At 47.7% G+C, this 20782-nt stretch carries 9 protein-coding genes; 5 read left to right on the top strand and 4 right to left on the bottom strand.

Features of this window, described 5'->3' with window-relative positions; all coding sequences use genetic code 11:
• Positions 1-26 precede the first annotated feature (26 nt).
• The 4 genes from AC23P2_RS13220 to AC23P2_RS13235 all read left to right on the top strand — a co-directional run bounded on the left by AC23P2_RS13220 (position 27) and on the right by AC23P2_RS13235 (position 12065).
• A complete protein-coding gene (locus AC23P2_RS13220; protein ID WP_487773632.1) occupies positions 27-9851 on the top strand; it encodes an SdrD B-like domain-containing protein in 9825 nt (3274 codons plus the stop codon).
• A 96-nt stretch (positions 9852-9947) separates the two neighbouring features.
• Positions 9948-10565 carry a phosphoribosylanthranilate isomerase gene (trpF, locus tag AC23P2_RS13225; RefSeq protein WP_487773633.1) on the top strand — a complete coding sequence of 206 codons (618 nt, stop codon included), beginning with the start codon at positions 9948-9950 and terminating at the stop codon, positions 10563-10565.
• 75 nt (positions 10566-10640) lie between these two features.
• Positions 10641-11219, top strand: a complete 579-nt coding sequence (locus AC23P2_RS13230) for a cupin domain-containing protein (protein ID WP_487773634.1) — start codon at positions 10641-10643, stop codon at positions 11217-11219.
• 15 nt (positions 11220-11234) lie between these two features.
• Positions 11235-12065: an AraC family transcriptional regulator gene (locus AC23P2_RS13235; RefSeq protein ID WP_487773635.1), complete on the top strand. Its 831-nt coding sequence runs from the start codon at positions 11235-11237 to the stop codon at positions 12063-12065.
• Between the two features lie 59 nt (positions 12066-12124).
• On the opposite strand, the gene AC23P2_RS13240 is transcribed toward AC23P2_RS13235, so the two are convergent.
• The 4 genes from AC23P2_RS13240 to AC23P2_RS13255 all read right to left on the bottom strand — a co-directional run bounded on the left by AC23P2_RS13240 (position 12125) and on the right by AC23P2_RS13255 (position 18582).
• Positions 12125-12757: a nitroreductase family protein gene (locus tag AC23P2_RS13240; RefSeq protein ID WP_487773636.1), complete on the bottom strand. Its 633-nt coding sequence runs from the start codon at positions 12755-12757 to the stop codon at positions 12125-12127.
• Between the two features lie 194 nt (positions 12758-12951).
• Positions 12952-13503 (bottom strand): hypothetical protein, encoded by a 552-nt coding sequence (locus tag AC23P2_RS13245; protein WP_487773637.1) that lies wholly within the window; start codon positions 13501-13503, stop codon positions 12952-12954.
• Positions 13504-13661: 158 nt separating this feature from the next.
• On the bottom strand, positions 13662-15272 hold the full coding sequence (locus tag AC23P2_RS13250) for a SusD/RagB family nutrient-binding outer membrane lipoprotein (protein WP_487773638.1): 1611 nt from the start codon (positions 15270-15272) through the stop codon (positions 13662-13664).
• A gap of 19 nt (positions 15273-15291) precedes the next feature.
• Entirely contained in the window at positions 15292-18582 is a 3291-nt protein-coding gene (locus AC23P2_RS13255; protein WP_487773639.1) for a SusC/RagA family TonB-linked outer membrane protein, read from the bottom strand.
• A 601-nt stretch (positions 18583-19183) separates the two neighbouring features.
• Between AC23P2_RS13255 and AC23P2_RS13260 the strand changes: the two genes are divergently transcribed.
• A complete protein-coding gene (locus AC23P2_RS13260) occupies positions 19184-20722 on the top strand; it encodes a trehalose synthase (protein ID WP_487773640.1) in 1539 nt (512 codons plus the stop codon).
• The last annotated feature ends 60 nt before the right edge of the window (positions 20723-20782 follow it).

Genomic DNA, 20782 nt, shown 5'->3' on the forward strand with positions numbered 1-20782 from the left:
CGAAAGCAGTTAAAATAATGAATAAAATGATACTCTTAAAGACATTTAAAGTGCTGAGGGTGAATATCTTTGTTCGAGGGGTGTGTTTGTTCCTGTTTGCGGTTTTGAATCAGGTGCGGGCTCAAACCAACGTTTCGGGCGTAGTGAATTCTTACAAACAGGTATCTACGGTGGGTGCTTCAAGTGTAACTTTGGGTGCTACTACTGCAGGTGCAACACATACACTCATTGCTGGCGACAAAGTAATACTCATGGAAATGAATGGCCCCAATATGGGTGTCTATGAAATCAAAACAGTTGCTGGTATATCAGGCTCGACTGTCAGTTTTACTACACCAGTAAACCGAACTTACAGCACAGGGGTTAAGCAACTGATTTGGGTGCCAGATGCAACAGATGTGGTGGTCACTGGAATTGTTACGCCAACGCCTTGGAATGGCACAGTAGGGGGGGTAGTGGCTCTTTCGGGTACTAATTTGACATTAAACGCCCGCATTGATGCCTCAGGAGCTGGTTTTACTAGGTCTGCACCTCCCAATGCGGCTAAAGATGGGATGTCAGCTATTGTAGACCTTTCGTCTGCTGTCACAGGTAGCGCACACATAGCATCTGGGGCTGGAGGAGGAGGAGGTATTATAGGTGGTGGTGGCGGTGGAGGGGCTACTGCTGCTAAAATTACTATAGCTGGTCTTAACAACACCTCAAGCGTATCGCCAACCCAAGCTACGGCTACCGCCGAAGGTATAGGTCAAGCTGGAACTGGAGGCAACTTTATAGCAGGTAAGAATGGAGGGGTTTTTGGCTTGATAGGTAATGGTGGAAATGCACCATTTGATGTACAAAATGATGATTCTAAATATGCAGGCGCTGGAGGAGGTGGAGGTGGTTCTTACGGTGCTGGTGGAGGAACTGCGGGAACTACGTTCTCTTCTGCCTATGCTGCTGGTGGCGGCGGTGGTGGCTCATGGACAGGCGGAGGACTGGGAGGTATTGGAGGTACTGCATATGGTAACGGACAACATGCCAATGGTTTGCCTGGCGCAGAGGCACTAAGTACTGCTATTACTGATGCCAACCATTTTCTAAATAATACTAATCCCAAGCTTATGATGGGTGGTGCAGGTGGACTTGGTTCTGGTAGCCCTAACACTGCGGGAGGTACTGGAGGGGGCATCATTTTTCTTGACTTCGATACTATAACTGGTAATAATTATCAAATAGCTGCTAACGGATCAAAGGGTATTGGAGGTAACGGATACCCATCAAGTGGTTCTGGAGGAGGAGCAGGTGGACAGATTTATATCAAGGCTACCACCCTAAGCAATGCTACTATTACTGCCAATGGTGGTCGTGGTGGTCCAGCAAGAGCTGGTACTCAACACGTCGGTGCCCCAGGTGGCGGTGGCGGTGGCGGTGGTATTTGGTTTGACAGCCCAAGCCTTGTTACTGCTACCAATACTGCTACCAACAAAGGAGATAACTCTACGGTCTCTACTCTACCATCTATTGGCTCAGGGGTTACTTGGTCTGTGTTGGGTGGAGCACCAGTACCCGACCCTTGGGGTACGGTTACAGTTGCAGGAGTTACTTATGATTTCGCAACATGGGTTACTAAATACAATGCAGCAGGGGTTTATTCGCGGGCTAACGGTGTCACGATGGGGGCTGCATTAGTAGCTACACTTCCTGCAACCACAGCTGCGCTTCAGGCTCAGTTTCCTGAACTCTTTCAACCAAATAACCCCAAAAATACTGGTCTTGGAGCCACCTCTGGCCTAGGAGGTACTGGTTTAGTAAGTTTAACTGGAGCACCCTGTGTATCTCCCACTTTTACCCTTGACCAAACTGCACCCACCTGTGCATCGAGTATTGCCCAAAATAATGGAAAGATCACCCTAACGGTGGCTGCGGATGCCACTAAATTTGGCGTTTCAACAGGAGCAACTTATTCGGGTACTCCAAACTATGCAGCTGCAATGGCCATCGGTACACTACCAATGGATGTACAAACGGCCATTCCCAATACAGGAGGAACTTACACGATTCGATTTTTCAACGGGGCCGATAACTGTACCAAAGATACAACCATCACAGTAGCGGCAGTAACCTGTACTGCCACTTGCTCTATTACCGTCAAGCCAATGGTTTCGGGTTGTTACCAAAACAATGGCAGCAAGGCCACGGTCAGCGTTGAAGTAGCCTGGCAAAACGCGCCAGCGGGCGAAACCATCACGGTAACGGGGCCAGCGGGGAGTGTACCCGCAACCAGAACAATTACGCCTGGGTCAATCAGTGTCAATTATGGTTTTGGGGCAACTGGCTCTCAAACCATTGTTTCACCCCAAGTGATTGCTTTTGAAATTCCTGCCAATGGCGCAAGTGGGTTATCGGTAAGTGCCAATTTTTCAACAACGACTTCCTGCTCGGTTACTAGCACCACCTTCAGTGCACCAGCTGCTTGCGAACCGTTGGTTTGTGGGGCTAATCAAACGGGAGGCTCGGTGTTTTTTGATTACAATGCCGATGGGTTAAAACAAACGGGTGAAACCCAAGGGCTGGAAGGAGTAACGGTGAAAGCCTTTGATTGTAATGGGGCGCTGGTAAGTACAACCACCACCGATTTCAACGGTAAGTATGTATTTACAGGGCTGGCCGCAGGAAGTTATCCAATTCGGGTCGAGTTTAGCAATTTACCCTCTATTTATGGCAACGGAACGGTCAATGGAGCCGATGGACGGACAACCGTACAATTTGTAACCGCAGCCGACTGCAACGTGGATTTAGGAGTGTTAGATCCCAACGATTATTGCCAAACGAACCCCCTTGTTTTTGTGCCTTGCTTTGTCAACGGTGATCCCTTGGCGGGCGGAGATGCTGGAACGATGGATGCGACTGTTATGTTTGATTATGCCAATACAGGACTTCCCAATCAAACGGGTGGTGGATACGTAGCGCCATCGCACATTGCCAACGCCGTTCAAGTAGGTACTTTATGGGGAACGGCTTACAACCGTTTTACCAAACGAATATTCCAATCGGCCATCTTGAAACGACATGCGGGACTTGGTCCTGACGGAATTGCGGCGATTTATGTAACCGATTTGACAAACCCAGCTTCGCCAGTGGTGAGTAGTTTTATCAATGTGAAAAATGATTTGAACATTGATGTCGAAGACGCTGGAAGCCCCGTGCTTTCAAACGCCGCCCGACTTCTTCCTGCCAATCGTACAGATGCGTCTAATGACCCCTCCGTAATCTCGCAAATTGGAAAAGTAGGAATTGGGGACATTGATTTGAGCGAAGATGGTAACATGTTTTGGTTTGTCAATGTGTATGACAAGAAGCTTTATTCAGTTAATATTTCTGCCTACAATGCAGACGGTACGACAAAACCAACAGCAGCTGATGCCATTGGCTATACGATTCCTAATCCTGGCTGTGTAGCTGGGGTAGCGCGCCCGTTTGGGTTAAAAATTGTGGATGGAAGTGCCTATGTGGGCGTTGTTTGTGATGGAAGTACTTCTCAGAACAAATCAGATTTACGGGCTTACGTATATAAATTGACGGGTTCAACTTGGTCAACTGTGTTTGATTTTCCTTTGACTTACCCCAAAGGCCCAGCGGATACGCATCCCTCTGTGCGAGCTGTAACAGGTTGGTTTCCTTGGACGGATGATTGGAGTACTTACATTGCTACCCTAAGAGACATGGGTGGGAATATCTATAGCTGGACGTACCCCATGCCTATGTTGACCGATATAGAGTTTGACATTGATGGGTCAATGATTTTGGGTTTTGGCGACCGCGCAGGATTAATCGGCGGAAGTGTCAACTATGCCCCAACGGGGAACTCACCGCTGTATTCTACGACGTCGGGAGGAGACTTTTTACGGGCTTATTATTCCAATGGTACATATATTTTAGAAAATGCAGCAAAAGCGGGGCCAACCACGGGGTCAAACCCAACCAATGACCAAGGGCCAGGTTTTGGAGAATTTTATGATGAAAACCTTACTTGGTCTTACAATGGTGGTAATATGGAGTTGGCCCATGCCGAAACGGCCTTAGGAGCGCTTGCTCTACGCCCAGGTTCGGGCGAAATCGTGACAACCGCGATGGATCCCGTGGGAGGTTATAATGTGCCAGCGGACTGGTCGTCCAACCCATTTGATGCAGGGGGAATTATCAAAGCAAACAACCAAACGGGCGTTAAAAATGGTGGCTACATGGTGTACCAAGGCATACGTAATAAAGGGCTATTTGGGAAATCAACGGGCTTAGGAGATATTGAATTAGGGTGTTCTATTCCTACTTACCTCGAACTAGGTAATTACGTGTGGAATGACGCCAACAAAAACGGGGTACAAGACCCGTGTGAAAAAGCGCTGAAAGACATCAACGTGACCTTGTACAAAGGCACTACCAAAATAGCAACAACCAAAACAGGCACGAACGGCGAATATTATTTTTCATCAAAATCTAACCTGACTACGGGAACTTGGGAAGGCACAGGTGCTGATACCACACTTCTACCAAACACAGCTTATAAGTTGGTTTTTGGTGAAGGCCAATTAGTAGGTGGAAAACTAACAGTGGCAGGTTTGGGTCAATTTGACGTAACGCTCAAAGATGCCACGGCCAACAACGGCAACGACCAAAACGACAGCGATGCGGAAGTAATTAGCGGTGCTTTTTGTATAAATCTTACCACTGGAAATGCTGGAAGTGCCAATCATACTTTTGATGCAGGATTTTATTGTACAAACCCATCCATTGGGGCTAATGCCTTTGTAATTACCACTGCAAAATGCGTGTTTACGACTCCCCAAAATAATGGAAAAATCAGTTTGAGCAGTGCGATAGCTCCTTATGATAAATATAGGACAAAAACGGGAACGGGTGCATGGAGTGGCGATACGACTTACGCCACAGCCACGGCGATTGGCAGCACTTTTCCCAAAGACTTGGTGACAGGTATTAGCAACGCGGGTGCAACATACACGATTCGTTTCTATAACGGGGAATGTTGCTACAAAGACACGACGATAACTATTGCACCAGTGGCTTGTTGCGTTTTACCCGTAGCCTCAGCCACTCCTCAAAAACAAACGATTTGCGTAGGTGGCACGGCCTCAGCCTTCACGGCCACGCCAAGTACGGGCGTAGAATACAAATGGTACGGCCCATTGACAAGCACTTCGGGTAGTTTAGGAACGGCCATTAGTGGTGCTACCAATGCGACGTTTACGCCAACGGGTACAGCATTAACTACCTCAGGAACAAAATATTATGCGGTAGTGGTGAATACGACGGGCGATGTGACGTGTGCAGATACGGCTTTTGTTCAATTGGATGTGAGCAAAATCACGGTTCCCGCCGTGACGGCTCTTTGCCACGCCAACGGTACGCCCGAAGATGGTACGGATGATTACATGACGTTTAGCATTCATGTGTCCACTGAGCCCATGAGTACTAATAAATTTACGGTAACGGCCACGCAAGGGGGGAATCCACTAGCAGTAACGTTGTCAAACGGCAGCGCGGCAACTTCGGTAAATTGTGGCTTGAACACCCCATTGCGTACGCCAGCAGGAAGCGCGGGCAAAGGCAACGTGACCTTAACGATCACGGATAACGTAACAGGCTGCTCGACGACAGTAGTTGTGACCGACCCAGGAACTTGTGCTGTAACTTGCGTGCAAGGAACGCCAAGTACAGTGACGTATGAGTATGGTACCCAAGTTGACATCACAGAGCTAAACTCATTGCCGATTATTATACCAAAGTTTGATGAACAAGGCGGTACGCGGGTGCTAACATCGGTGAAATTAGAATATTTAGTGGGTGGCAAAACGGCCTTTGTGTTTGAAAACAGCGCGGCCCAATCGCAGTCGTTCAATGCCAAAGCAAGTTCTGAGGCGACGCTTACGTTGGACGGAACAGGCATCGCGACGAATATGTTAGAGATGGCAGTTCCACAGACGACGTTGCCAGGAGGTATTTTGGTACCAGCGACGGGTAATTGGGCGGGAGATAGTATTCCATCGCCAGTACCCACACCAACAACCTTGGGTCGCATGGAGTCGTGGGTAAGTGATTATTTGACGGTTTTCAAAGACCCTCGGGTGGATGCGCGTTGGGTGACGAATGCGACGGGCGATGCGACGGATGACGATGACATGTATATCAACCCGATGATAGCAGATTCGGCGAGTGGAACGTTTACGTATAATACAGCATTGGCGCTGGCTCCCTTTATTGGGACGGGCAATGTGCCTTTAGAAGTGAGTACGTTATCTGGCCTTAGTTTGACAGGCGGTGGAGGCAACTTGCGTGCTTTACAACGGACGCGGGCGTATGCGAGTGCGAAGGTGACATATACATTTGAATGTATTCTGTGCACCAAACCAGTGGCATTAGCGACGCCGAAAGTACAGACAATTTGCGTAGGCAGTACAGCAACGGCCTACACCGCCACGCCAAGTACAGGCGTCGAATACAAGTGGTACGGCCCATTGGCAGACACGACGAGCAGTTTGGGCACAGCAGTGAGTGGCGCGACAAGTGCGACGTTTACACCAAGTGGCGCAGCATTAACCACGGCTGGAACAAAATATTACGCAGTGGTGGTAAACACGACGGGAGATGTGACTTGTGCGGACACAGCTTATGTACAATTGGTAGTGAACGCCAAGCCAGTGATAGCCGACGGCAGTGCTACAATTTGTGCGGGTGAGTTGGTAGATTTGACCTCAAAGATTACGAATTACGATACTTATTTAAGCCCAGTGTGGACAGTAGGTACGGCGGGTGGTACGGCCGTGGCAACGCCAAGTTCAGTAAAACCAACGGGCACAACGACGTATGTGTTGGTAGCACAAAACGCCGCAGGTTGTAAGGACACAGCGAATGTGGTAGTGACGGTGAATGCCAAACCCAATGCAGGGAAAGATACGACTTTAGCTTGTGTGAATGCAGCGACAAATACTTTGGCGACAAGTTATACCTTAGTGCCAAGCCCCGCAGGAGGAAGTTGGTCACAATTGGGCACGACTCCAACGACGGCGACGATTTCTGGTAACGACGTGACGGGTATGAGTGTGGCAGGCACATATCAGTTCATTTATACTTCGGTAGCAGGTTGCAAAGACACGATTGCGGTGACGGTAGCACCGTGCCCAGTTTGCGTAAAACCAAATGCGGGTGCTGACGCAGCGTCTGTATGTCAACCAACGAGTACAGCGAAGTTAACGGCAGTGACGGCGGGTGGCACATGGGCACCGATTGTCAGCCCCGCCAACCCGTCAGCAGCAACGATAGATGCCAGTGGTAATATCAGTGGTTTGAATGCCGCAGGCACGTATAAGTTTGTCTATTCGGTAACAAGTGGCGGTCAAACGTGTACGGACACGGCGCAAGTAGTGGTGTTGACAAAACCCGTGATAGCCGACGGCAGTGCCACAATTTGCGCAGGAGAGTCGGTGGATTTGACTACGAAAATTACGAATTACAACACATACTTGAGTCCAGTGTGGACGGTAGGCACGGCGAGCGGTGCAGTCGTAGCAACGCCAAATTCAGTGAAGCCAACGGGCACAACGACGTATGTGTTAGTCGCTCAAAATGCGGCTGGTTGTAAAGATACGGCGAATGTAGTAGTGACGGTGAATGCCAAACCAAGCGCGGGCAAAGACACGACCTTGGCTTGTGTAAATGCGGCGACAAATACTTTGGCGACAAGTTATACCTTAGTGCCAAGTCCTGCGGGCGGAACATGGTCGCAGCTTGGTACCACCCCAACGACGGCAACGATTACGGGTAACAACGTGACAGGCATGACTATTGCAGGAACGTATCAGTTTATTTATACTTCGACAGCAGGTTGCAAAGACACGGTAGCAGTAACAGTCGCGCCTTGTGCAGGTTGTGTAAAACCCAATGCAGGCCCAGATGCGGCGAATGTATGTCAACCAATCAAAACAGCGAAGTTGACAGCAGTAACGGCGGGTGGCACATGGGCACCGATTGGCAGTCCAGCTAACCCGTCAGCATCAACGATAGATGCCAGTGGCAACATCAGTGGCTTGAATGCAGTGGGAACATACCGTTTTGTTTACTCAATAATGAGCGGCGGTCAAACCTGTACGGACACGGCGCAAGTGATTGTCCTTGCCAAGCCAGTGATTGCCGACGGTTCTGCGACGATTTGCGCAGGCGAGTCAGTGGATTTGACTTCTAAAATCACGAATTACAACACATACTTGAGCCCCGTGTGGACAGTAGGTACAGCGAATGGCACGGTAGTGGCAACGCCAAGTTCAGTAAAACCAACAGGCACAACGACGTATGTGTTGGTGGCACAAAATGCGGCTGGTTGCAAAGACACGGCGAATGTGGTGGTGACGGTGAATGCCAAACCAAGCGCGGGTAAAGACACGACCTTGGTTTGTTCAAACGGCAATGTACCATCAAGTGTTCAATTGTCAGCGAGTCCAACGGGAGGCACATGGTCAGCATTGACGGGCAATCCGACGGGTGCGACGGTGAGCAGTTCAGGTTTGGTAAGCATCACCAACGCCACCGCCCAAGGCAAGTCGTTTAATTTTGTTTATTCGGTAAATGGCTGTCAGGATACGGTGAAAGTAATTGTACCTACTTGCCCTGCCCCTTGTATTAAATCGTCGATTAGTTCAGCGGCACCCGTTTGTTCAAACGATGCTCAGACGTATAGTTTTACCTTCACAATTGCCAACAAATTGGGCATTGTAAAAGTGAACAAAGGGACGTTGAGTGGAAATAATCCTTACACGGTATCGGGTATTCCATCGGGTCAAAGTGTAATTATTACCGATAGTTTGAGCGCAATTTGTAAGGCTGATACGACAATCGCGGGCGTTAATTGTAACTGTAATCCAGCCTTGCCCCAGTTATTGACGCCAAGTTTGACGGCTTGTATCGGTGATACTTTCCCAACCTTAAAAGCGACGGTGGTAGGACTGGCAACGGTAGAATGGTTTAGCCAACAAACGGGCGGCACGGTATTAGCGACGGGCTTGAGTTTTAAACCAAGTGGTACAGTAACGGCGAATACGGTGTTCTATGCGCAAGCACGCAGTACTGATCCGACCTGTCCGACGGCAGTGAGTACAAGCCGCGTCCCAGCGACGATTAATGCCCAAAGCTGTATCGATACGATTGACTTGGCGTTGAAGAAGTCAATTAATACGAAGATAGCGCGGGTTGGTGATGTGCTGACTTACACCATCAAAGTATGGAACGAGTGGACTAAGAACGCGACGGGAGTAGAAGTTGTTGATAGTATTGCGACGACGGTTCAATTTGTGAGCGGCAGTTTTGTAGCGAGTCGTGGTAGTGCGACCATCAGTGGAAACGTGATTAAGTGGAACATTGGTAACATCGCTGCGGCAGGCGATACGGTAACGTTACGCTACCAAGTGCGAGCGACGCAGGCGGGTATTCATTTGAACACGGCTGAAATCAGCAAGACCAACGAGAAAGACAAGGACAGCACATCAGGCAACGGCAAAGGTGGTGAAGATGACATTGACCAACAATGTTTCACAGTACCGTTTGAGTTGTGCGCGGGTCAGAAGTTAGAAGTGAGCGTGCCATCGACATTGACGAATGTACAATGGTTCAAAAACGGAGGTACAACGGCAGTTGCGACGGGAAATGTGGTGTTGTTCTCAGAAGTGGGCGTTTATACTTTCACAGCGACGAACCAGACGTGCCCAGCCAACGGTTGTTGCCCAGTCATCATCGAAGCGGGTGCCAATTGTTGTCCTGTGGACTTGTGTATTCCTTACACGGTGAAGAAAGTGAAGAAGTAAAAGCAGTAGTTTTTTAGTAAAAGCCCCCGCCGAAGCAATTTGGTGGGGGCTTTTGGCTTATTTGGTGTATATTCGCCCGTTATTTTGAAAGAAAATATGCTAAAGACAATTGTTAAAATAAGTAATGTCACCAACCTCTCCGATGCTCGTTATTGTGCAGGAATGGGGGTGGAAATGTTGGGTTTTTCGGTGGATGAAACCTCGGAGAGTTTTGTTGACCTTAAAAAATTTCAAGAAATACGCTCTTGGATTGCGGGGGTGCAAATTGTGGCCGAAACCACTTCGACCGATGCCGAAGTGATTTTAGAAAAGATAACGAGCTATCAACCCGATGCCGTTCAGGTGAGTGAAGCAAGCGTGTTGCCGTGGCTTAAAGCCGAGACAATCAAACCCATTATTTTACGAGTGGAAGCCGATCAAGACGTGGACACGGTGGTTGAAATTATGGAAAATAATTTGCAGTATGCGTCTTACTTCTTGTTAGAATCTTCCTCTGAAAGTGCGTTGGATGGCGATTGGCCTGAGTTTTTGGGGACGATTGCTAGTCGTTTCCCCATTCTAATTGGGTTTGGAATTACGCCCGAAAATGCTTCTTCTTTGTCCGAAACTACGGCGATAACGGGCGTAGCTTTGCGAGGAAGCGAAGAAATCCGTCCAGGGTTTAAAGATTTTGGAGAATTGATGGACGTGCTAGAGGCATTAGAGGACGAATAACCTTAGGTTGTCCGTTTTTTACACTACTTTGTTAGCGGCGTCATTCTAGTTTTGTGTCAACAAACCACTACTAGAATGACGCCTGTTTTTTCTCGCCGATTTACGCTGCGCTCTTTGTTTGTCGCAGGTTTATTTCCAAGATTTAGTGCTGCATCCGACACGCCAACCCAAGCGGTTTTGGTTCGGAAAGACGAAGGTGAACGCCTAAAAATAGGAGGTTCTACCCTTGACTTTAAACTAAAGAAAAACCAAACGGGAGGCCAATTAGCTTTTGCCGAAGAAGTCATTTCGGTAGGTACGTTGGGAGCTCCGCCCCATCTTCACCGCACGTTCGACGAAGTGTGTTATGTATTGGAGGGTACGGTACAAGTATGGGTTGAGGGAGAAGTAGTTACGCTCAATTCGGGGGATGTCCATTTGAGACCCAAAGGAAAAATGCACACGTTTTGGAATGCAGGTAAAACGCCCGCCAAATGCCTTGAAATCAGTATGCCAGGGGGACACGAAGACTACTTGCGTGAAATGAGCCAGTTATTGGCGAAAGGAACGCGACCTAAGCCTGAAGATTTTGCGGCTCTAGAACAAAAACATGACATTGTTTATTTTTGGGATAAACTCCCCGAAATTATCCAAAAGTATAAGGTACATTTGTAATAACTCCCTTCTCCCATGTTTCTACGTGCTTACACACCTTGTCTTGCTTTACGCCCCTTTGTGCGTGAGTACACGGTAATGCACGTACAGGTTGAAGGAGCCAGCGGAAGTATTTTTAAGCCTTTTCCTGCAAGTCCCGACCAGTGTCTCTATTTCTATGCCCGCGACCCTGTAATTAGTAGGAGAGGGGAGCATGAGGCTATTCTAAACAAAGCTGCTAGTATTGTGGTGGGGCCACAGGCAACGAGGGTTAATTTAGAAATTTATCCCAATCATTTGACGGTAGCGGTGGTGTTTCGGCCAGGTGGGTTGCACGCACTTTTGGGGCAACTTCCAATGACGGAGCTGTTTGACTGTTCGATAGACAGTTCGCTCATTTGGCCTAACGAAATTCGAGAGCTCAATGAACAATTGGCGGCTACGACGAATTACGATTTGATGGCTGCGTTGGTAGAAGCATTTTTGGTTCGTCAATTTGCGCGCCAAGAAATCTCACAACAGCCATTTGATAAGACGCTTCGATGGATGGCTCAGTCGTCGCAAGAGCATTCGGTGGAGCAGCTCGCCGATATGGCTTGTTTGAGTGTTCGTCAGTTTCGTCGGAAGTTTTATGAAGCCATGGGCCTAAGTCCCAAAACATTTGCTCGAATTGTTCGATTTAGTAAGGCATTTCGATTAAAAGAAAAAAATCCCAAATTAGACTGGCTAGATGTAGTCGCCATCACAGGCTACCACGATTTTCGGCATTTGGTGCGCGATTTTAAGGATTTTGCCGATGCAACCCCAACGTTGTTGTCGGAAGAAGAAAGCCGTCACCAATTGAAAATCTATACAACGTTTGATTAAAATAAAAATGCCACCCTGAACGAATCTTCAGTGGTGGCACTCTACTTGTGAATGGGCTGTTAATTTAGGTGGGTATATAATAGCTCCTTAGGAGTTCTTACTTTCTTCAGTTTAGCCAACCAGTCGTTGTCTTCATCGCGGTAGCCCAATGCTACGATGGCTGTACTTTTTAATCCTTTTTCGGCCAATCCCAACAATTCATCCAACGCTGCGGCATTGTAGCCTTCCATCGGAGTGGCATCCACTTCTTGGTCAGCGGCAGCTACGAGGCTAATGCCAAGGGCGATGGCAGATTGTTTGGCCGTGTGGGCAAAGTTTTGCTCAGGCGTATTGGCGAGCACCATGCCCAACAAACGCTTACGGTACTCGTCAGTAGCGCTGTCAGGGAGACCTCTTTCGGCGTTAGAACGCTTAAAAACGGCATTGATACGCTCCTCAGTATAGTTGTCCCACGCGGCAAAAATCAACAAATGCGAAGCATCCGTGATTTGAGATTGACCAAATGCGATGGGCTTAATTTTCTCTTTTAATTCTTCATTCGTTACGACAAGAATCTCGTATGGCTGCAAACCTGATGACGACGGCGACAAACGGATGGCTTCTAAGATATAGTCAATTTTCTCTTGGGGCACTTGTTTGCCTGACATTTTTTTGGTGGCATAACGCCACTGTAAGCTTTCGATTAAATCCATGATTTTATATGTTGGTACATTTAATGTCTGTACGTAATATACATTTGTAAGAGAAGAATTGTTCCAAAGCGCACATTAAAAACGCATTAAACGGATTTTTGTAGAAGTAATCTATTGATTAACAGTAGTTTTTGGAATAAAAAAAAACGGACAATAGTTTCCTATTGCCCGTTTGAAATCGACTGGGAGGTAGTTTACTGTAAAATCACGTCGAGAAGGGGCGTAAAATTAGTACCCAAGGCATTGGCATTAATTCCTGGCCCCGAATTTTGCCACGAAAATACCCGACCATCTTTCATGGTTGCCACAAAGCGAACTCGAAGGCGGTCATTGGCGCGTAAATTAGCAGTGGTTACACCCGTTTTTGAAAGCAAGTCCGACACCGAAAGTTGTTCTTTACCATTGAGGCTCGTCAGGGTTTTGACCATCACGCCGTGCGGTGCCGCCGTAGAAGCCGCTGGCGTTACCACCGTGCCGCGTACGTGACTTACGTAGGCGTCCACTTTTGAAATTTCGTCGGCGTTGGCGCTCTGGGTCGTAAATGCCATGTTGGCCGAGGCTACATTGGCAAGCGAAACATTAATGATATTGATGTTGGCAGCCGTTACAGCCGCAGGAAGCGGATCGGGCCAAGCCACAAAACTAGCCCCGTGCGCTATATCAGGAAACGGACTTTTGGTCTCACAGCCAGCCAGTGCCAGCATGAAAAAACCAAGGAGGGAAAGAAGATATGTCGTCTTTTTCATAAAAATGTTCTGTTTGTTTTTAGTAGTCCATCGTTGATGGTCTATAGTCCATAGTTTACGGTTGGTGTTTGAAAGTCCATAGTCCACAGTCTATGGTCCATGGTATAGGTTTTTGAAATTAAATCTATTGACTGTGGACTATCGACCATCGACTAAAATCACTTCTGCCAAAAGACTTTTGCGGTAGCAATGACGCGTTGGGCAGGAGCATTTGGGTTCAATTGGAGTTCGCCAGGAACAGGATAAGGCATCGACTGTGGGTAACCACGGTTGAGGTTGGTAAAGGCAATGTTGTCCGTGTTGGGGTCATAAATTTTGGGAAAACCTGTACGGCGAATGTCGTTGTACGACTCAAGCCCAAAGCCAAAGTTGGCAATCCATTTTTCGGTCATAATCAATTCCAGTTTACCATTGTCGTCGGCAGCATCGTATTTGGCCAAAACAGCATCCACGTATTCTTTGATGGTCGCCGCCGAGAGAGCAGGGGCACCTCCGCGCGAAGCGGCGGCGTTGACTTCAGTAAAGGCAGCGTTCATAGCATCCGTAAAAAACTGCTTGGCGTTTCCTGTACCAGTGTTTGTTTGAGCTAATTCAGCACGCGTAAACAAGTAAGAATGATAGGGTAAAATGCGCTGAGAGCCATCACCACGGGCAGATGCACCACTTACGCCCGCTGCTGATACGCCATTGCCGTCGTCGTACCGACCACCACAGTAATACAGCCCAACGATGGTGTTTGACGAAGATTGGTCAAACCCTTGGTTAGGGCCTTGTGATGAAAAGTAAATCGACACAAAGTTGCCATTACGATATTCAACGGGATTTTGGGCCGTTGGGCGCGCCGCCGAAAGTTGGTTAAAATAATAGTAAGGAATGCGCGGGTCACGAATGCCGTCCAAGACGGTATTGAGGGTGCTAGTTCCAAGTAGAATTTCGTGAAAATACGGACTGATGTAATTGTCGCGGCCCGAAGTGGTGATGTTGTAATCTTCACGGAAAATTGGGTTGCGGTTGTCGGGGGCACTTGAAGTACCGTAGTTGAGTGAAAAACTTCCCGCCGACGTCATTAAATCTCCCTCTGCAATCAAGGCATTCACCTGCGTACTCACATTTTGTACCAAACGGATTTGATTATAAAGCTTGAGTTTCAGGGTTTTGGCAAATTGCCGCCAGCGCGTTAGGTTTCCTCCATAAATCAAATCGTCGGTTTTGGGGCTGAGTGCCGACGATTTGGCGAGGTTGGCAATCCCTTCGTCAATCATCGCAAAAAGCTGAGGATAAACGTCTTGCCCTTTGTCAAATTTAGGAAAAGGAACTTTGGCCGAAGTACTAGCCTCGGTAAAAGGGACTTCACCCCATACGTCCACCATATAGCTGAAAGCCATTGCTTTTGTAATTTGAGCAACGCCCGTATAGGCAAATTGCTGGCTTGCGTTGGCTTGTTCAATGAGCACATTTAAGTTTTGTACGGCACGGTACATGTTGGCCCATGCTTGGGTCACGGGGAAGTCCTGCCCCGTAATGGCGTACTGGTCGTTGTTGCTTCGTTGGGTTAGTTGGTGCACAAAAACCCCCGCAGGATTGGCCAAGCCAGTTGGCCCAGCTCCGAGTGAGTTGACAATGTCGAGTTGGGCATTGGTTAGGAGCTGACTCGAATTGACCGACGAGGGGTTATTAGGGTCATTGTTGATGTCGAGGTTACACGCATTGAGTAGTAATAGGGAGGCAATGAGCGTAATATGGGCGACACTTTTTAAGATTCTATTCATGGTATTTTCAGTTTTGTTGTTAGAAAGTAACACTTAGGTTGACCCCATAACGGCGAACAGAAGGAGCGGCAAATAAGTCGATTCCTTGCGTATTGCTGTTTCCGAAGGTGTTTACTTCAGGGTCGAAGTTGGAGTGTTTAGGGAAGTTGGGGGCAAAAAACCAAAGGTTACGACCGCTCAAAGTGATATTGGCCGACCCAAAAGGTGTTTTTGCCAACAAACCTTTCGGCAGCGAATAACCTAGGGTAATCTCGCGCAAACGAACGACTGTGGCGTCCCAAACCGAAAATTCGTTAGGGGCGTTTACGGCCAACGAGCCACCCGCCGATTGGAACCAAAGGTTGTTTTCCATTACCTGAATATTGTTAGGAATGGGTTTGCCATCGCCGTCTAACAATGGTTTGAGCGTATTTGCATCGCCTAAAACCCCCGCTACTACTTTTGGTATTTCACGGTTTTCGGTGTCTTGCGTTACCCCACGTCCCAACAAGAACTGGTTGGTCCACGAATACAAATCACCGCCGTGACGATAGTCAATCACCCCGCTGAGGGTAAAGCCTTTGAAACGGAAAGTGTTGCTAACGGCCAAGGTAAATTTAGGGTTAGGGTTACCGATGATTTTTTGTTTGGTATCTGGAATGGTCAAGCCCGTATTGGGATTAATAAGGGCGTTACCGTTTTCGTCCCGAGCAACTGCCGTACCACGCAATACCCCAAACCATTCGCCAGGGCGCACTACAGGAATGGGCTGATTGGTGTAAATATTACGTAAAGTTACTTCTTCAACTCCCTCCGCTAAAGTCTCGACGATGTTGCGATTTTGGGTATAAGCGGTGAAAATATCCCACTTAAATCCATTGGCGAGTTGAATAGGTACCAAAGTAAGTCCTGCCTCAATTCCTGAGTTACGAATAGAACCAAAGTTGGTGACAAAAGAGGTGTACCCAGAAGACTGAGGTAACGAACGGCGGGCAATGATGTCGGTACTCAAACGGTTATAATACGTCAAGTCCAACGAAGCACGTCCACCAAAAAACTCTAGGTTCGTTCCTACTTCAACTTCTTTGGTAAACTCAGGTTTTAAGTTCGGGTCGAAAGCCGAAGCTGCTACCGAAGCCCCCGATTGGCCATTGAAGGGATAGTCGTTGTAACGAGTTGAGCCTACTAAGCCAGAGCTTTCACCCAAGTTGATACGGAAGGTATTAAGCACTTGGTAAGGATCGGCATCACGCCCAACTTTGGCATAACTTACCCGAAGTTTGGCGTTGCTCAAAACATTCGACTTGATTCCCAAGGCTTCGGTCAAAATAAACGAAGCACTTCCTGAATAGTAGAAATAGCTGCGGTTGTTGGCGGGCAAGGTCGAAGACTTGTCATTGCGCCCTGTAAGCGTAAGATAAAGGTAGTTTTTATAACCTAGCGTTAAATCCGCAAACGTTGCGTACAAACGACGCTTGCTCATGCCTGTATTTCCTGTGTTGGGGGTGACGGTGCTTACGTTGGTAATCAGGTCAATACCCCGCGTGACAATCCCAAGGCCATTGACGCTCGTTTGGTCAAACTTACGTTCGTTGTAGTTGGCGCCTATTACCGCACGAAGGTCAATGTCGGGCGTCAAATCATGTTTGAAATTCAAGAGTAAATTGTGGTCTTGTTCTCCAAAAGAAATGGCATCAAACTGCATACTTCCAATGCCTTGCGCTCCCGAAAGCGACCCTGCCGAAATGCGCTGAAAGCGGTTGTCGTTGTATGTGTTGTATCCACCTTTGTAGCTGATATTCATCCAGTTGGTGATGTCGTACAAAAGACTTCCATTCATCGAAATGCGGTTGACCTTGCTGGTATAAATACTGTTGTTGATCGACCAAAAAGGGTTGTCTGCTTGCCCAAATGGGAAAAAGAACACACCGTTTCCAAACGGATCTTCGTAAGGAAGCTTGTCGAGGGGCCAGTTACGAGGTTGTTGGAACATCCGCGCGAGTGGTGAAGTACCATCACCCCCAAACAGTGGGCTATCCTGAACGGTATTGGTATAGGCCAAGTTGGCACCTACGACAATGCCATTTTCAAGGGTGGTATTTCCGCCAATGCTGATGTTGGTACGTTCAAAGGCCGAACCAGGGAAAAAGCTTTTTTGGTCGGTGCGAGAAATCACCGATGTGATGCTTGCCTTGGGGCCTCCGCCCGTGATACTGATGGAGTTTTCATAGACATTGCCCGTACGAAAGAAATTCTTGACGTTGTCGGGGTAGGCTTGATAGGCTACGTTGCCGTTGGGGCGAAGGCCGTATTGTGCTGCAATCGCGGGGTAGTTGGCCGCGTAAGTGTTGTAACCCACCCAGATAGGAATGGAGTCAACGGGAGCAGTGGTATTGGTCCAACCACCTGCGGCGTTGTAAATTCGTCCTAAACCAAAAGCGGGTCCCCATGTTCCGTTGGCATTGGCATAGACTTGCTGTGAACCTGCTCCATATTTGTTTTGGAAGTCGGGGTAACTGGCGATTTTTTCGGTTGAAAACGACGAGTTGTACGTAATCTCTAAACCTTTTTTGGAGAGTTTATTGGTTCCTGATTTGGTCGTAATCACAATTACCCCATTGGCGGCCCGAGTTCCGTACAAAGCAGCGGCGGCGGCACCTTTTAGCACGGTCATAGAGGCAATGTTGTTGGGGTCAAGGTCGGCGATACGACTTGAAAAAGCCGCTCCGTTGTCGCGGAAGTTGCCACTTTCGTTGAGGTCGTTGTTATAAGGAATTCCATCGACGACGAAAAGGGGCTGGTTAGAACCAAAAAACGAGTTAGCACCGCGAATAGTAATGCGCGACGAACTACCCGCTGTTCCGCCTGAGCCATTGATATTTACCCCAGGGATTTTACCTTGCATGGCTTTCAACACGTCAGGCTCCGATTTCTGAACTAACTTATCGGCCGAAAGTCGTTCGACCGAATACCCCAAGGTTTTGTTGCTACGTTCAATCCCCACGGCTGTTACGACCACTTCGCCGAGTTGCTTGACATCGTCCGAGAGCGATACATTGATGGTTGTTTGGCTCCCTACCACTACCTCTTTGTTGGCATAACCAATAAAGCTAAAAACGAGGGTAGCGCCGTTAGGAACTTGAATTTGGTAGGCCCCTTCGGCATTGGTAGAGCTACCTGTATTTGAGCCTTTCAAAAGGACATTGACCCCAGGCAGTGGACTGCCGTCTGCACTAGCAGTAACTTTTCCCGTTACGGTGCGGTTTTGGGCGTGGACGAACCCGACACTCAGCAGCATACCAAGCATCAGAAACAATAGATTTTTTTTCATAGATGAACTGGACATTTTGGTTTTTACATCTGTTGTGGCAACTCGAAACAATTGCCACAACAAAGTTCCCCAATTCATGTATGCCAGAAATCACCCGTTTTTAGTGGTTTATTTTGCCCAATGTTATCCGAATGTGAAGTTTGTTTATGCGGTAAATGAGCATTTTTTCTGCGTATTTTTTCAAGAAATGGCTTTCTTTTCTGTAGCCTCTTTCCCCAAAAAACCGTATTTCATTTGGATACCTCCCTCATTTTTAGCTACCCCCATAGTTAGCTACCCTAAAAAAAGTTAAACAAAGCCTAATAATGCTTTTAACGACGATTTGGAGGGTATTTGCTAGTTTTGCTCCATGAAAACGCCGAAAAAATGGCGCATATCGGGTGATTTGGGCGATTAGTTTTTTGCAGAACTTTGACCCGAGATTTCAAAATAGATATTCATTTTAAAATTCTCATACGATTTAGTTTAGGTTAAGAACGATAGCCGTAGGACCCTGTCCTACGGCTATTTATATATTGGTAGTTTCTACTTTACTCTCTTCTACTTGTATATTTACCTTTTGAAACAGCATACCACTGTTTTCCAAAACACTTAACCGAAGATGATACATTTGACTGCTACTCAAATCGAACACCTCGAAACTCAGGTGTTTCCTACTTATTTTAATACCTGTCGTTGGTTTGCAGGAAAAGCTCGCCCTCAAAAGGGATTTCAAATTCTTCATATTTTACCCATAGGAGATGCCGTAATCTTGATAGTGGAGGCGAGGTATCACGACGGAGCCCCCGAACTATACCAGCTACCCTTTGTGGAAGTGGAGTTAGAGATTGAAGTCCCCGCCAAAGGAGTAATTGACAAAACAGATACCTCACAATGGATTGATGCAATTTACGACGCGGGTTTTAGGCACCAATTATATACGTCTATATATGGTCAACTTGCGCTTTTGACCGACGACGGGCAGTTGCAAGCGACCAAAGGAAGAGGACTGGCGGAGGCAGACGCGCCAGAGGTGATTGACAGTCGAGTGTTGCCCGTTGATTCGAGTAACTCAGCGATGTTGTTCGGCGGGAAATACTTTATGAAGCTGTACCGAAAACTCTTTGACCAAACCAACCCTGAAGTGGAAATGGTCAGTTTTTTGACCCAACACTCTGATTTTAGCAACATTCCTGCCTATGCGGGAAGCATTACGTGGCAACGAGCAGGGCAGCCCGACGTAACGCTGGGCATGATGCAACAAGCCATTCGGGCCGAAAAAGACAACTGGGCGCTGACGGGCGATTTTCTCAATGATTTTATGTACGGCGTCCCGTCGGGGATGTTTGGTATCAACGAGAGTGTGTTTGAGCAGGTCGGTTTGTTGGGTAAACGCACGGGCGAAATGCACCTTGGCTTGTTTGCTCCTGACGCAGAAGAAGCTTTTGCTCCCGAAAAATTTGACGATTTTTATCGAAAATTCTTGCTAAATCGCCTTACCGACCTGCTCGACCGTCGATATACGTTATTAATTGAAAACTACGATAAACTCGATGTGCCAACGCAACGCTTGGCGTGGATTTTCATGGAAGCGCGGGAGCTGATTGATGATTTTGCCAACGAAATGCTAACGCGCCCCTTGGATTCGTTGCGGATTCGGATTCACGGTGATTACCATTTGGGACAAGTACTGACCGATAAGGGCGATTTTATTGTGATTGATTTTGAAGGCGAACCCGAAGCCACCATTGCCGAACGAAAAATAAAACACAGTCCGCTCAAAGACGTGGCGGGGATGATTCGCAGCTACCACTACGCCGTGAGTGCCAAGTTGTTTGAAAGTGCAGAAACCAAGGGGATTTCGTCCGAAAAACTTCAAATCGTTTCTGACCGTTGGTACAAACTCATGCGCGATACTTACATGGATGCGTATTTGGAAGCCTTTGGGTGGCCGCATCCGTTGTTTAAAAGTCAGAACGAAATCAACTTTTTATTGCTGTTTTTCTTGCTCGAAAAAGCCGTTTATGAACTCGGATACGAGATCAGCTACCGTCCTTCTTGGGTCAACATTCCGTTGCGCGGGATTGTCGAAGTCATCCGTGAAATCGAGAAGTTAAAAGAGCCTACTGTAAGGATTAGCCGATTGGGGATGCAATCCTAGGGTAAGTTTTGTATTTTTGTCGCGTTCATTGATGGCCCATTCTTCGCGGTAGGGGTGTAT

The sequence above is a fragment of the Runella sp. R0.1_18 genome (genome assembly GCF_057652155.1).

Coding starts and splice junctions, on each gene's coding strand:
- AC23P2_RS13250 (WP_487773638.1), bottom strand. CDS start 15,272: ATGAATAGAATCTTAAAAAGTGTCGCCCATATTACGCTCATTGCCTCC.
- AC23P2_RS13255 (WP_487773639.1), bottom strand. CDS start 18,582: ATGAAAAAAAATCTATTGTTTCTGATGCTTGGTATGCTGCTGAGTGTC.
- AC23P2_RS13230 (WP_487773634.1), top strand. CDS start 10,641: ATGACGCCTGTTTTTTCTCGCCGATTTACGCTGCGCTCTTTGTTTGTC.
- trpF (WP_487773633.1), top strand. CDS start 9,948: ATGCTAAAGACAATTGTTAAAATAAGTAATGTCACCAACCTCTCCGAT.
- AC23P2_RS13235 (WP_487773635.1), top strand. CDS start 11,235: ATGTTTCTACGTGCTTACACACCTTGTCTTGCTTTACGCCCCTTTGTG.
- AC23P2_RS13220 (WP_487773632.1), top strand. CDS start 27: ATGATACTCTTAAAGACATTTAAAGTGCTGAGGGTGAATATCTTTGTT.
- AC23P2_RS13245 (WP_487773637.1), bottom strand. CDS start 13,503: ATGAAAAAGACGACATATCTTCTTTCCCTCCTTGGTTTTTTCATGCTG.
- AC23P2_RS13240 (WP_487773636.1), bottom strand. CDS start 12,757: ATGGATTTAATCGAAAGCTTACAGTGGCGTTATGCCACCAAAAAAATG.
- AC23P2_RS13260 (WP_487773640.1), top strand. CDS start 19,184: ATGATACATTTGACTGCTACTCAAATCGAACACCTCGAAACTCAGGTG.